13 protein-coding genes are annotated in these 12,683 nt (G+C 70.8%); 9 read left to right on the top strand and 4 right to left on the bottom strand.

The annotated features are described in order from the left end of the window. Positions 1-131 precede the first annotated feature (131 nt). Positions 132-1,892, top strand: coding sequence for a 2-isopropylmalate synthase (gene leuA / locus AC3CBB_RS06265; RefSeq protein WP_488626372.1), 1,761 nt, complete (start codon positions 132-134; stop codon positions 1,890-1,892). A gap of 33 nt (positions 1,893-1,925) precedes the next feature. Here the strand turns inward: leuA and AC3CBB_RS06260 are convergent, their stop codons facing one another. Continuing rightward, positions 1,926-2,621: a trimeric intracellular cation channel family protein gene (locus tag AC3CBB_RS06260; protein WP_233579769.1), complete on the bottom strand. Its 696-nt coding sequence runs from the start codon at positions 2,619-2,621 to the stop codon at positions 1,926-1,928. Between the two features lie 34 nt (positions 2,622-2,655). Between AC3CBB_RS06260 and recO the strand changes: the two genes are divergently transcribed. Both recO and AC3CBB_RS06250 read left to right on the top strand, forming a co-directional pair. After that, entirely contained in the window at positions 2,656-3,414 is a 759-nt protein-coding gene (gene recO / locus AC3CBB_RS06255; protein WP_123504737.1) for a DNA repair protein RecO, read from the top strand. Positions 3,415-3,500: 86 nt separating this feature from the next. Beyond that, positions 3,501-4,289, top strand: a complete 789-nt coding sequence (locus AC3CBB_RS06250; protein WP_123505167.1) for an isoprenyl transferase — start codon at positions 3,501-3,503, stop codon at positions 4,287-4,289. 246 nt (positions 4,290-4,535) lie between these two features. Here the strand turns inward: AC3CBB_RS06250 and AC3CBB_RS06245 are convergent, their stop codons facing one another. Beyond that, positions 4,536-5,213, bottom strand: a complete 678-nt coding sequence (locus AC3CBB_RS06245; RefSeq protein WP_488626371.1) for a hypothetical protein — start codon at positions 5,211-5,213, stop codon at positions 4,536-4,538. A gap of 168 nt (positions 5,214-5,381) precedes the next feature. Next, complete coding sequence (locus tag AC3CBB_RS06240; RefSeq protein WP_488626370.1) at positions 5,382-6,329, bottom strand: LysR family transcriptional regulator; 948 nt, start codon at positions 6,327-6,329, stop codon at positions 5,382-5,384. A gap of 70 nt (positions 6,330-6,399) precedes the next feature. Between AC3CBB_RS06240 and AC3CBB_RS06235 the strand changes: the two genes are divergently transcribed. The 5 genes from AC3CBB_RS06235 to AC3CBB_RS06215 all read left to right on the top strand — a co-directional run bounded on the left by AC3CBB_RS06235 (position 6,400) and on the right by AC3CBB_RS06215 (position 10,845). After that, the gene (locus AC3CBB_RS06235; protein WP_488626369.1) at positions 6,400-7,425 is read left to right on the top strand and encodes an aminotransferase class V-fold PLP-dependent enzyme; all 1,026 of its coding nucleotides are present in this window, start codon (positions 6,400-6,402) and stop codon (positions 7,423-7,425) included. Positions 7,426-7,493: 68 nt separating this feature from the next. Beyond that, positions 7,494-8,879 (top strand): glycine--tRNA ligase, encoded by a 1,386-nt coding sequence (locus AC3CBB_RS06230; protein WP_488626368.1) that lies wholly within the window; start codon positions 7,494-7,496, stop codon positions 8,877-8,879. 137 nt (positions 8,880-9,016) lie between these two features. Further along, positions 9,017-9,937 carry a hypothetical protein gene (locus tag AC3CBB_RS06225; RefSeq protein WP_488626367.1) on the top strand — a complete coding sequence of 307 codons (921 nt, stop codon included), beginning with the start codon at positions 9,017-9,019 and terminating at the stop codon, positions 9,935-9,937. A 51-nt stretch (positions 9,938-9,988) separates the two neighbouring features. Continuing rightward, positions 9,989-10,660, top strand: a complete 672-nt coding sequence (locus tag AC3CBB_RS06220; RefSeq protein ID WP_488626366.1) for a DsbA family oxidoreductase — start codon at positions 9,989-9,991, stop codon at positions 10,658-10,660. Then, positions 10,657-10,845, top strand: a complete 189-nt coding sequence (locus tag AC3CBB_RS06215) for a hypothetical protein (RefSeq protein WP_488626365.1) — start codon at positions 10,657-10,659, stop codon at positions 10,843-10,845. Before AC3CBB_RS06220 ends, AC3CBB_RS06215 begins: the two co-directional genes overlap by 4 nt. A gap of 7 nt (positions 10,846-10,852) precedes the next feature. On the opposite strand, the gene AC3CBB_RS06210 is transcribed toward AC3CBB_RS06215, so the two are convergent. Continuing rightward, complete coding sequence (locus AC3CBB_RS06210) at positions 10,853-11,341, bottom strand: aminoacyl-tRNA deacylase (RefSeq protein WP_123504729.1); 489 nt, start codon at positions 11,339-11,341, stop codon at positions 10,853-10,855. A gap of 167 nt (positions 11,342-11,508) precedes the next feature. Here AC3CBB_RS06210 and dusB point away from each other — a divergent pair, with 167 nt between their 5' ends. Further along, positions 11,509-12,657: a tRNA dihydrouridine synthase DusB gene (dusB, locus tag AC3CBB_RS06205; RefSeq protein ID WP_488626720.1), complete on the top strand. Its 1,149-nt coding sequence runs from the start codon at positions 11,509-11,511 to the stop codon at positions 12,655-12,657. The last annotated feature ends 26 nt before the right edge of the window (positions 12,658-12,683 follow it).

Here is a 12,683-nt window from a genome sequence, read left to right as displayed (position 1 = left end):
AGTGCTAGCGTGTTCTCGTGCTGTTCGGCCTGCTCCTTCTTAGCTGCCGCGACGAGACCTCGTTCTAAAGGCCTCCCTCGTCGCGGTGTCCGTCGTATCCGGCCGCACTTTCGAATGAGGTAGAGAGACCAATGCAGAACAACCAGAAGTCCTCCGGGATGCCGATCCACAAGTACGTCCCGTACTCCGAGCAGATCGTCGTCGACCTGCCCGACCGCACCTGGCAGACGAAGCGCATCGAGAAGGCACCGCGCTGGTGCGCGGTCGACCTCCGCGACGGCAACCAGGCGCTGATCGATCCGATGAGCCCCGAGCGCAAGCGGATCATGTTCGACCTGCTCGTGAAGATGGGCTACAAAGAGATCGAGGTCGGCTTCCCGTCGGCCTCGCAGACCGACTTCGACTTCGTCCGCAGCCTGATCGACGAGAACGCGATCCCCGACGACGTCACCATCCAGGTGCTCACCCAGGCGCGCGAGCACCTGATCAACCGCACCTACGAGTCGATTAAGGGCGCCAAGCAGGCGATCGTGCACCTGTACAACTCGACCAGCATCCTGCAGCGCGACGTCGTCTTCCGCACCGACCGCCAGGGCATCATCGACATCGCTCTCGAGGGTGCGCGTCTCTGCAGGGAGGCCGAGAAGACGGTCCCCGAGACCACGGTCTACTACGAGTACAGCCCCGAGTCGTTCACCGGCACCGAGCTCGAGTTCGCCCGCGACATCTGCAACGCCGTCATCGAGGTCTTCGAGCCGACGCCCGAGCGCAACGTGATCATCAACCTGCCGGCGACCGTCGAGATGGCCACGCCCAACGTCTACGCCGACGCGATCGAGTGGATGAGCCGCCACCTGGCGCACCGCGAGAACGTCATCCTGTCGCTGCACCCGCACAACGACCGCGGCACCGGCATCGCCGCGGCCGAGCTGGGCTACATGGCCGGCGCGGACCGCATCGAGGGCTGCCTCTTCGGCAACGGGGAGCGCACCGGCAACGTCGACCTGGTCGCCCTGGGCATCAACCTGTTCACGCAGGGCATCGACCCCGAGATCGACTTCTCCGACCTCGACGAGGTCAAGCGCACCGCCGAGTACTGCAACCAGCTGCCGGTGCCCGAGCGCAGCCCGTGGGCCGGCGACCTCGTCTACACGGCGTTCAGCGGCTCGCACCAGGACGCCATCAAGAAGGGCTTCGAGGCCATGGCCGCGTCGGCTCAGGCACAGGGCAAGGGCGTCGACGACCTCGTCTGGGCCGTTCCCTACCTGCCCGTCGACCCGAAAGACCTGGGCCGCTCGTACGAGGCGGTCATCCGCGTCAACTCGCAGTCGGGCAAGGGCGGAGTCGCCTACCTGCTGAAGACCGACCACTCGCTCGACCTGCCGCGCAAGCTGCAGATCGACTTCTCGGGCGTCGTGCAGTCGAAGACCGACAGCGAGGGCGGCGAGGTCACGAGCGAGCAGATCTGGGAGATCTTCCAAGACGAGTACCTCCCGTCGCGCGTCGCCGAAGACAAGTGGGGCCACTTCGAGCTGACCCGTACCGGCACCCGGAGCGACATGTCGGGCGTCACGCACCTCTCTGTCGATCTGCGCGCAGGAACGAGCGCGGTCACCACCGAGGGCACCGGGTCGGGGCCGATCGCGGCCTTCATCGAGGTGCTGTCGCAGCAGGGCGTCGAGGTGAAGCTGTACGACTACGTCGAGCACACCCTCAGCGCCTCGGGCGATGCGCAGGCCGCGGCCTACGTCGAGCTCGACGTCGACGGAACCCGCCTGTGGGGCGTCGGCATCGACGCCGACATCTCGACGGCGAGCCTCAAGGCCATCGTGTCCGCGGTCAACCGCGCGCTGCGCTCCACGGTGGCCGAGCCGGAGCTCGCGACGGCCTAGCCCCGATACCGCCTTCGCGCGAAGACACCGTCGCTAGGCGGTGTCTTCGTGCGTCTCGGGAGTCTTCGGCGTGCGGGTGCGCCAGCGGGGCAGCCGCGAGAGGGCGCGCTGCTCCGGCAGGCTCCACCCGAAGCGCACCGCGAGGAGGCGGATGCTGAAGGTCGTGGCAGTTCCTGCGATCGCTGCGGCCAGGGTGGGCACGCCGAACGTGACGAGCGCCACGAGCACGGCCGTGCCGGCGCCCGCCGCCACGGCGTAGAGCGAGCCGACGTGCATCATCGCGATCGTGAGATTCATCAGGAGGTCGCGCAGCACCGAGCCGCCGACGGCCGAGATGACGCCGACGAACACGGCGGGGATCTCGGGCAGGCCGAGAGCGAGCGCCTTGGTCGACCCGATGGCCCCGAAGAGGCCGATGGTGAGCGCGTCGAGCACGGTGATGAACCCGGCCAGGCGGGTGAAGATCCGCTGCAGGAGCATGCCGAGCAGCGCCGCGAGCACAGCCGTCAGCAGATACCAGTTGCTCTGCATCGCCCGGGGCACCTCGCCGATCAGGACGTCGCGCAGGATCCCGCCGCCGAGCCCGGTCGCCGTGCCGATGATGGCGACGCCGAGCAGGTCGACCCGGCGCTCACGGAACTGGCTCGCGAACAGCGCGCCCTGCAGGCTGCCGATCGCTACGGCCAGAAGATCCGCCCAGAGGGGGATGGAGAAGGCTGTGGCGGACACCCAGTGATTCTGCCATGCGGGGGATACTGGGACGGTGCCCGTGTACCGAGACGAATGCGTGATCCTGCGCACCCACAAGCTGGGTGAGGCCGACCGCATCCTCACGATGCTCAGCCGTCAGCACGGCAAGATCCGCGCCGTCGCGAAGGGCGTGCGCCGCACCGCGTCGAAGTTCGGCGCCCGGCTCGAGCCGTTCATGGTCGCCGACCTGCAGCTCTACGAGGGCCGCTCGCTCGACATCGTCACGCAGGCCGTGTCGCTCGGCTCGTACGGGGCCGACATCGTCTCGGACTACGCCAGCTACACGGCCGCCAACGTCATGGTCGAGACCGCCGACAAGCTCACCGACGCCGAGGCCGGTCTGCAGCAGTATCTCCTGCTCGTCGGGGCGCTGCGGTCACTGGCGCGGCGGGAGCACGACCCGCAGCTGATCCTCGACTCGTACCTGCTCCGTGCCCTCTCGATCGCCGGGTGGGCGCCGAGCTTCGGCGACTGCGCCGTGACCGGAGCCCCCGGGCCGCACAGCGCGTTCGTGGTGCAGCTCGGCGGGGTGGTGGCCGACGCCGCGGCACCCCCCGGGGCGCCGCGCCTGAATCCTGCGACCCTCGAACTGCTCGGCGCCCTGCTGAGCGGCGACTGGGGCATCGCCGAGGCAGCACCCGACGACACCCGCAACCAGGCCAGCGGCGTCGTCGCGGCCTACACGCAGTGGCACCTGGAGCGCGGGCTCCGGTCGCTGCCGCACCTCGACCGCACGCCGTCGGTCGTCGCACGAACAGGAGAAGTCCTTTGAGCTCCACGCCGCCGATCTCGACCCCGCCGGCTCCCAAGCGCGGGCTCTTCCGCCGCTCGGCCGCACCGGTCAGCGCTCCCGCCTCGATGATGCCCGCCGACATGGAGTACAAGGCGCTCGACTGGCAGGGAGGCACCCCGCCGAGCTACGCACCGGGCACGGTGCCGAAGCACGTCGCGGTCGTCATGGACGGCAACGGGCGCTGGGCCAACGCTCGCGGGCTCCCGCGCATCGAGGGACACAAGGCGGGCGAGGCGGCGCTGCTCGAAGTCGTCGCGGGCGCGATCCAGGCCGGTGTCGAGCACCTCAGCGTCTACGTCTTCTCGACCGAGAACTGGAAGCGCTCGCCCGAAGAGGTCCGCTTTCTCATGGGCTTCAACCGCGAGGTACTGCACCGCCGCCGCGAGCAGCTCAACGCGTGGGGCGTCAAGATCGTCTGGTCGGGCCGCCGCCCCAAGCTCTGGGCCTCCGTCATCAACGAGCTCCGCGTCGCCGAAGAGGCCACGCGGGGCAACAGCACCATGACGCTCAACATGTGCGTCAACTACGGCGGCAGGAACGAGTTGACCGACGCGATGCAGTCCATCGCCGCTGAGGTGGCGGCCGGCCGGCTCAAGCCGACGGGCATCACCGAGAAGGTGATCCAGCGTCACCTGTACCAGTCGCAGCTGCCCGACGTCGACCTGTTCGTGCGATCGTCGGGCGAGCAGCGGACGTCGAACTTCCAGCTCTGGGAGTCGGCGTACGCCGAGATGGTGTTCCTCGACCGGCTCTGGCCCGACTTCACGCGCGACGACCTGTGGGGCGCGATCGACCAGTACACGAACCGCGGCCGGAGGTTCGGCGGCGCCGTCGATGCGCCGTCGCCTGCCTGACCCTGAGGCGCCGCGGTGGTGGCTCGCAGTGACGCCGGATGACCGAGGCTTGTCAGAGGTCCGGTGCCACTGCGCGGCGCCGCGATGAGTCCGGTGGTGGCTCGCAGTGACGCCGGATGACCGAGGCTTGTCCGAGGTCCGGCACCACTGCGCGGCGCCGCGATAAGTCCGGTGGTGGCTCGCAGTGACGCCGGATGACCGAGGCCTGTCCGAGGTCCGGCGCCACTGCGCGGCGCCGCGATAAATTCAGAAGGTGATGTTCGCGCCGAGGAAGATCCGCTCGGACGGCCACAGGAACTGCAGCGTGAGAGGTCCGTCGCTCGTGCGGTGGAACCACGCGTTGGCGAACACGACGCCCTTGCCCGGCAGGAGGTACCAGGTCGACGACCCGGCCGGGAACTGCGAGCCGAGGTCGGTCGAGTAGCCGTCTTTCTCCAGGAGGTCCTGGCCGGCGAAGGTGTCCTGCGTGGCGAGCTTGTTGCCGTACGACGAGTAGTCGGCCGAGAGGTCGGTGAGGTCGAGCCGCTGGTTGGAGTCGTTGACGAGCACGTAGGCCGTCACCTCCACCTTCGTGCCGGCGGGGTACGGATCGGTGCCGTCCGGGCGGGCGTAGATCGACTTCGCCGAGGTCGTGATCTCGCCGACGCGGTACACGTAGATCGTGAGGTCCTTGTAGTTGACCTGATTGAGAAGCGTGCCGCCCGGCGCGAGGGTCTGCGGGTCGACGCTCGACGACGAGGAGCCGCCCGAGCCGGTACCGCCCGTCACCTGCGGCTGCGGAGCGGAGCTCGATCCGCCCGTGCCGGTGCCCGCCTGCGAGCCGCTGTCGCCGAGGGGCGTCAGGGTTCCGACGCTCGGAGCGCACCCGGCGAGCACGGCCACGAAGGCGGCGGCGGTGAGCGCCGCGGGGAGTCGTCTGCGCACGGGTGGGGCCTTTCGGTGGGGACGCGTCCAGCCTAACCGGCGGGGGCTGGGCGGGCGGAGGGGCGGCGCGGGGCCCGCCGGGGCGGAGGGCACGACGGCGGCGGGGCGGCGCGGGGCCCGCCGGGGCGGAGGGCACGACGGCGGCACGGCGCGGGGCCCCGCCGGGGCTCAGCCGGCGGCGGCGGGCTGCTCGGCGCGACGGCGCTCGGCCGCACGGAGCCCGAACGACGCGGGAGCGATCCGGCGGGCAGCACGGAGCCCGGCCCCCACCGCGGGGATCCCCTCCGCACCGCGAGCGTGCGCGACGGCCACGATCCGGTCGCTGTCGTCGCCCAGGGCTCGCACCTCGACGCCGTCGGGAAGCGCTGCGGGCACGAGCGAGAGCGAGGGCAGCAGGGCCACGCCGAGTCCGGCCGCGACGAGCCCCGTCACGGCCAGGGCGTTGTCGGTCTCGAGCACGATGCGCGGCTCGAACCCGGCGAGGCGGCACACGGCGAGCAGGTGGCCGCGGCAGCGGGGGCACCCCGCGATGAAGGGCATCTCGCGCAGGAACTCGAGATGGCCGGCATCGTGCGCCGGGAACGTCCCGGCGGGCGCCACCGCCAGCATCGTGTCGCGGAAGAGGGGCACCTCGACCACGTCCGGGTCGGGCAGCCCGCCGTCGCCGGGGTAGGTGAACGTGAGCGCGAGGTCGATCTCGCCCCGGCGCAGAAGCTCGACGGCCTCGGGAGGCTCGGCCTCGAGGTACGACGTGGTCAGCCCCGGGTGCCGCGCGGCCAGGTCGGCGAGCAGGGCCGGCACGAGGGTGGGGGAGGCGCTCGGGAACCCCGCCAGGCGGAGTGTCCCGCTCTCGGTGCCGGCGAGGGCGTCGAGCTCGTCGTGCGCCGCGGCCAGGGCGGCCTCGACGTGCACGGCGTGGCGCGCGAGGCGCCGACCAGCCTCGGTCAGCGTCGCGGTGCGGCCGGTTCGGAGCAGAAGAGGCTGACCGGCCTCCGCCTCGGCCCGGCGCAGGCGCTGGGTGATCGCGGGCTGGCTGTAGCCGAGTCGCGCTGCGGCGGCGGTGATGCTGCCGGTCTCGGCGAGGGCGCGGAGGGCGCGGAGGTCGTGGACGTCCATAACCCGATGTTATGACCTCCCGTCGCAGCTGGCCGTTGTGTGATGGGCGGCTTGCCGGGACGCTGGGTGCATGCACCCCCTCGCAGCGCTCTTTCCGTCGGGCACCGGCTACCTCGCCGCCTGCACCGGCGGGCTCCCCGCCCGGCCGACGCTCGACGCCCTGCGCGCCGACCTCGACGCGTGGGAGTCGGGGGTCGTGTCGCCGGCCGAATACGGCCGCGTGGCCGACGACTGCCGCGCCGCGTTCGCCCGGATCGTCGGAGTCCCCGTCGACGACATCGCCATCGGGTCTCAGGTGTCGGCGCAGGTGTCGGTCATCGCGGCCGCCGCGCCCGACGGCGCCGAGATCCTCTGCGCCGAGGGCGAGTTCTCGTCCGTCGTCGCACCCTTCGCGGCGTACGGGCTGCGGGTGCGCGCCGTGCCGCTCGCCGCCCTCGCCGACTCCCTCACCGACCAGACCTGGCTCGTCGCCTACTCGCTCGTGCAGTCGGCGACCGGCGAGGTCGCGTCACCGCGCATCGCGTCCGTCGCGCACGCAGCGGGTGTCCGCACCCTCGTCGACCTCACCCAGGCGGCGGGCGTCCTGCCGATCGACGCGTCGCTCTACGATGCGACGGTCACCCACGCCTACAAGTGGCTGTGCTGCCCGCGCGGGGTGTCGTTCCTGACGCTGTCACCGGCGTTCGCCGCGGCTCTCGTGCCGATCCAGGCCGGCTGGTACGCGGGGCAGGACGTGTGGGCGTCCTGCTACGGCAGCGGATTCGAGCTCGCATCGTCGGCGCGGCGATTCGACGTGTCGCCCGCGTGGCAGGCCGTCGTCGGGGCGGCGCCCGCGCTCGAGCTGTTCGCCTCGACATCGGCGCAGGCGTCGTGGGAGCACGCGACGGCGCTCGGCGACGCGCTGTGCGACGGCCTCGGGATCGCCCGCCAGGGGCAGGCGATCGTGACCTGGCCCGACGAGTCCGGCGACGACCTCGTGCGGCTGACCGAGGCCGGGCTGACGGTGTCGGGGCGGGCCGGGCGGGTGAGAGTCGCGTTCCACGTCTGGAACGACGGAGCCGACGTCGAGGCCGTGCTCCGCGCCGTCGGCAGGTAGGCGCTGTGCCATAGGCTTTGTCGCATCCCCGCGCATCCAGCTCGGGCAGAACTCTGGGAGTACCTCACGTGGCAGCACCGAACCGTCTCGATTCCGTCATCGCCCTGGCCAAGCGCCGCGGCTTCGTCTTCCAGGCGGGCGAGATCTACGGCGGCAGCCGCTCCGCATGGGACTACGGGCCCCTCGGCACTGCGCTGAAGGAGAACATCAAGCAGCAGTGGTGGAAGTTCATGGTCCAGGGCCGCGACGACATCGTCGGGCTCGACTCCTCCGTGATCCTGCCCCGCACCGTGTGGGAGGCCTCCGGCCACGTCGAGGTCTTCAGCGACCCGCTCGTCGAGTCGCTCCACACGCACAAGCGCTACCGCGCCGACCACCTGCTCGAGGCGTACGAGGCCAAGCACGGCCACCCTCCGGTCAACGGCCTCGCCGACATCCGCGACCCCGACACCGGCCAGGAGGGCTCGTGGACCGAGCCGCAGAACTTCTCGGGCCTGCTCAAGACCTTCCTCGGCCCCGTCGACAACGAGCAGGGCATGGCCTATCTCCGCCCCGAGACGGCCCAGGGCATCTTCGTGAACTTCAACAACGTCATGGGCGCGGCCCGCATGAAGCCGCCCTTCGGCATCGCGCAGGTCGGCAAGTCGTTCCGCAACGAGATCACCCCCGGCAACTTCATCTTCCGCACGCGCGAGTTCGAGCAGATGGAGATGGAGTTCTTCGTCGAGCCCGGCACCGACGACACCTGGTTCGACTACTGGATCGACGCCTGCGAGGCCTGGTACCTCGACCTCGGCATCACCCCCGAGAACATGCGCCGGTACGAGCACCCGACCGAGAAGCTGTCGCACTACTCGAAGCGCACCGTCGACCTCGAGTACAAGTTCCGCTTCACCGGGTCGGAGTGGGGCGAGCTCATGGGCGTCGCGAACCGCACCGACTTCGACCTCACCACCCACTCGAAGGCCTCGGGCGTCGACCTGTCGTACTTCGACCAGGGCAAGAACGAGCGCTGGACCCCGTTCGTCATCGAGCCGGCGTTCGGCCTCACCCGGGCGCTGATGGCGTTCCTGGTCGACGCGTTCCACGAAGACGAGGCCCCCAACGCCAAGGGCGGCGTCGACAAGCGCACCGTGCTCAAGCTCGACCGTCGCCTCGCGCCGGTCAAGGTCGCCGTGCTGCCGCTCTCGCGCAACGAGAACCTCTCGCCGTTGGCCCGTTCGGTCGCAGCCGGCCTCCGCAAGCTCTGGAACATCGATTTCGACGACGCCGGAGCCATCGGCCGCCGCTACCGCCGCCAAGACGAGATCGGCACGCCGTTCTGCGTCACGGTCGACTTCGACTCGCTCGACGACAACGCGGTGACCGTGCGCGAGCGCGACACCATGTCGCAGGAGCGCGTGCCGCTCGACCAGCTCGACGCGTACCTCGGGGCGCGGCTGCTCGGCTGCTGACCCCGCCCGTCGGTTCGCTCAGCTAGTGGAATCGGGCAGAACTGCAGTCTTAACTGCGGTTCTGCCCGATTCTGCTTGGTGGAGGCACCTGTGGAGAACGGGCGCAGGATCCGGCTCACCTCCGCCAGGATTGACCGATGGACGCCCAGGCCCACGTCGTCGCACTCGGCGGCATCGCCCGCCGCAGCGCGCTCGTCGCCCGCGGGGTCACGCCCCGTGCCCTGGCGGCGGCCATCCGCGCCGGTTCGCTCCGCCGCAGCGCCCGCGGCTGGTACACGACGTTGCCGGAAGGCGACCCGCGAGTCGTCGCGGTCTCGCTCGGGGGCGTCCTCACGGGTGCCGCGGCGCTCCGGCTGGCAGGCGCCTGGCTGTGGTCAGCACCGCGCACCATCGACGTCTCGATGCCTCCCGGCGCGAGCCGGCCCGCAATTCTTCCTCGCGGGGTCGCCCTCACCTGGTCCTCCGAGCGCCGGGGTGAAGCCGTCGTCGCGGCCCTCGAAGAATCGCTGCTGCACGCCGTCCCGCGCCTTCCCTTCGACGAGGCCGTCGCCGTCCTCGACTGGGCACACCACACGAATCGGCTCGACCTCGTCGAGCTTCACGGACTCTGCGCTCGTCTCGGCCAGGATCGACGTCGCATCGTGGAATGGGTCGACGTCGACTGCGGCAGCGTCCTGGAGAGCATCGCGCGGACCCGACTCCGCGCCCGCGGCCACCGGCTCGCCTCGCAGGTGCCGGTCGATCCTCTCGGCGAGTGGCGCGCACTGGGAGCGATCGACCTCGTGGTCGACGGCGTCGTCGCTCTGGAGCTGGACGGCCGAACCTTCCACGAGTCGACGTTCGAAGCCGACCGGCGAAAGGATCTCGTCATCCATCGAGGTGGCCGAACGGCCATCCGAGCGTCGCGCGAGATGGTCGCCACCGATTGGTCGGCCGTCGCGGAGGCCGTCGAGGCTGCGGTCGCGCGGCATCGGGGCACCCGGTGGACGAGAGCGAGACGACCGCCCATCGTCGCCGGCTGGTACCCGCCGTGGCGTCTGCCACGGCCGCGCAGGTAACGACTGGCTGAGGGGCGGAATACAGCGGCCGGATGCTACGTTCCTGCGATCGTGAGTTCTGCAGCCCCCATCAAGGTCGACATCTGGTCCGACATCGCCTGCCCCTGGTGCTTCATCGGCAAGCGCAAGTTCGAGAAGGCCGTCGACGCGTTCGACGGCGACGTCGAGGTCGAGTACCACTCGTTCGAGCTGTCGCCCGACACCCCCGTCGACTTCGAGGGCAACGAGGCCGAGTTCCTCGCCGTCCACAAGGGCATCCCGACCGACCAGGCCCAGGGCATGCTCGACAACGTCCGCGGCATCGCCGCTTCGGTGGGACTCGCCTACGACTTCGAGGCCATGCACCACACCAACACCGTGAAGGCGCACGAGCTGATCCACTTCGCGAAGTCGAAGGGCGTGCAGGTCGACATGAAGGAGCGCCTGCTCCAGGCCTACTTCGAGGACGGCCGGCACCTCGGCCGCCTGGATGTGCTCGCCGACGTCGCCGCCGAGGCGGGGCTGGACCGCACGGAGGCGCTGGCCGCGCTCGAGTCGGGCGAGTTCCTGCCGTCGGTGCGTGCCGATCAGGAGCAGGCGCGGGCCTTCGGCATCAACGGCGTGCCGTTCTTCGTCTTCGAGGGCAAGTACGGGGTGTCGGGGGCGCAGGATCCCGCGACGTTCGCGAACGTGCTCGAGACCGTGGCCGCCGAGGCCGCGCCCCAGCCGACGGGCGCCGAGTGAGCACCCCGTTCACCATGCTCGGCGATGCCGACGCGATGGCGTGCGAGGGCGATTCCTGCCTGGTGCCGCTGCCTCTCACCGGCGTGAGGGCGGGCGACGTCGACATCGAGCCCACCCACGACGAGGCCGCGGCGGCTTCGGCCCGTGCCGTGGCCGCGGCTCTCGACGAGGGCGCAGCCCTCTGAACGGGCGCTAGTCGCGCGGCCTCTCGTCGTCGGTGATGTCGGCGACGGTCGCCCCGTAGGCGGCGAGGAGCGCGTCGGCCTCGACGAAGGCGCTGCGCCCGTGGGCCCCGGCTCCGAGGGCGACGCGGGTTCCTGCGATCCGCTCGTCGGCGTACACCGGCCACGCCGTCGTGCTCCCGATCGGCGTGATCGTGCCGCGCTCGTAGCCCGTCGCCTCGAGGGCGACGTCGGGCGACGGCATCGACAGCTTGTTCACCCCCACCACCGCGCGCAGCTTCGACCACGAGATCTGCCGACCGCCGGGAACCAGCGCGAACAGGAACTGCCCGTCGTGCCTCTTCACCACGAGGCTCTTCACGATCGTCGACGGGTCGATTCCCAGCACCGAAGCGGCCTCCACCAGGCTCCCCGCCTCGGGACGGTCGACGACCTCGACGGCCAGCCCTCGCGCCTCGGCGTCGGCGAGCAGGCGGTCGGTTCCGGGCGTTGCGGTCATCTGGTCTCTCCACGGGTCGCCACAGAGGGGGAAGTTCTCCACAGGCTGGGCGCTCAGCCGGTGGGACGTACGAGGGGATGGGATAATCGATCCCGATGACAACAACTCTCTCGCACCCGGTACCGGTGTCGCCAGCTCCTGCGGCGGCCACTCCGCCCGCACGCGCCATGGCGCTGCCGACCGCCCCGCTGCGGATCGGCCCCATCGAGGTCGGCTCGCCCGTCGTACTCGCGCCGATGGCGGGCATCACCAACACGGCGTACCGCAGGCTGTGCCGCGAGTACGGCGCCGGGCTCTACGTCAGCGAGATGATCACCAGCCGTGCCCTCGTCGAGCGCACCCCGGAGTCGATGCGCCTCATCAAGCACCACGAGAGCGAGACCCTGCGCAGCATCCAGCTCTACGGGGTGGAGCCCAACACCGTCGCCGAGGCCGTCACGATGCTCGTCGCCGAAGACCGCGCCGACCACATCGATCTCAACTTCGGCTGCCCGGTGCCCAAGGTCACGCGGCGCGGCGGCGGGTCGGCTCTGCCCTGGAAGCTCGGGCTGTTCCGCGAGATCGTCGAGCGGGCCGTGAAGGCCGCCGGCGACGTCCCCCTGACGATCAAGATGCGCAAGGGCATCGACGACGACCACCTGACGTACCTCGAGGCCGGCAAGGCCGCCGAGGGTGCCGGCGTGGCGTCGATCGCGCTCCACGCGCGGACAGCCGCCGAGTTCTACTCGGGGCAGGCCGACTGGTCGGCCATCGCGACCCTCAAAGAGGCGATCACCGACGTCCCGGTGCTCGGCAACGGCGACATCTGGTCGGCCGCCGACGCCATTCGCATGGTCGCCGAGACCGGCTGCGACGGCGTCGTCGTCGGCCGCGGCTGCCTCGGGCGGCCCTGGCTGTTCGGCGACCTGGCGGCTGCGTTCCGCGGTGAAGACCTGAAGGCCGAGCCCACGCTCGGCGAGGTCGCGCAGGCCTTCCGCCGGCACGCCGAGCTGCTGATCGAGTTCTACGAGGGCGACGAGGGGCGCGCCTGCCGCGACATGCGCAAGCACGTCGCCTGGTACTTCAAGGGCTACCCGGTCGGCGGCGACGTCCGCGCGGCGCTGGCCGCCTCGTCGAGCCTCCCCGAGATCGACGACCTGCTCGGCACCATGGACTGGTCGCAGGGCTACCCGGGCCTCGACGCCGAGGGCCCGCGCGGGCGCGCCGGCAGCCCGAAGCGCCCGTCGCTTCCGGACCGCTGGCTCGAGAGCCGCGAGCTCGACGAGTCGTTCCGCGAAGAGCTGGCCGCCGCCGAGCTGCACCACAGCGGGGGCTGACGCGTCCGCCGCTCCACCCGACCGTC

This window comes from Frondihabitans sp. OV104 (genome assembly GCF_057787745.1).
This window is presented reverse-complemented; position numbering and strand designations above follow the sequence as displayed.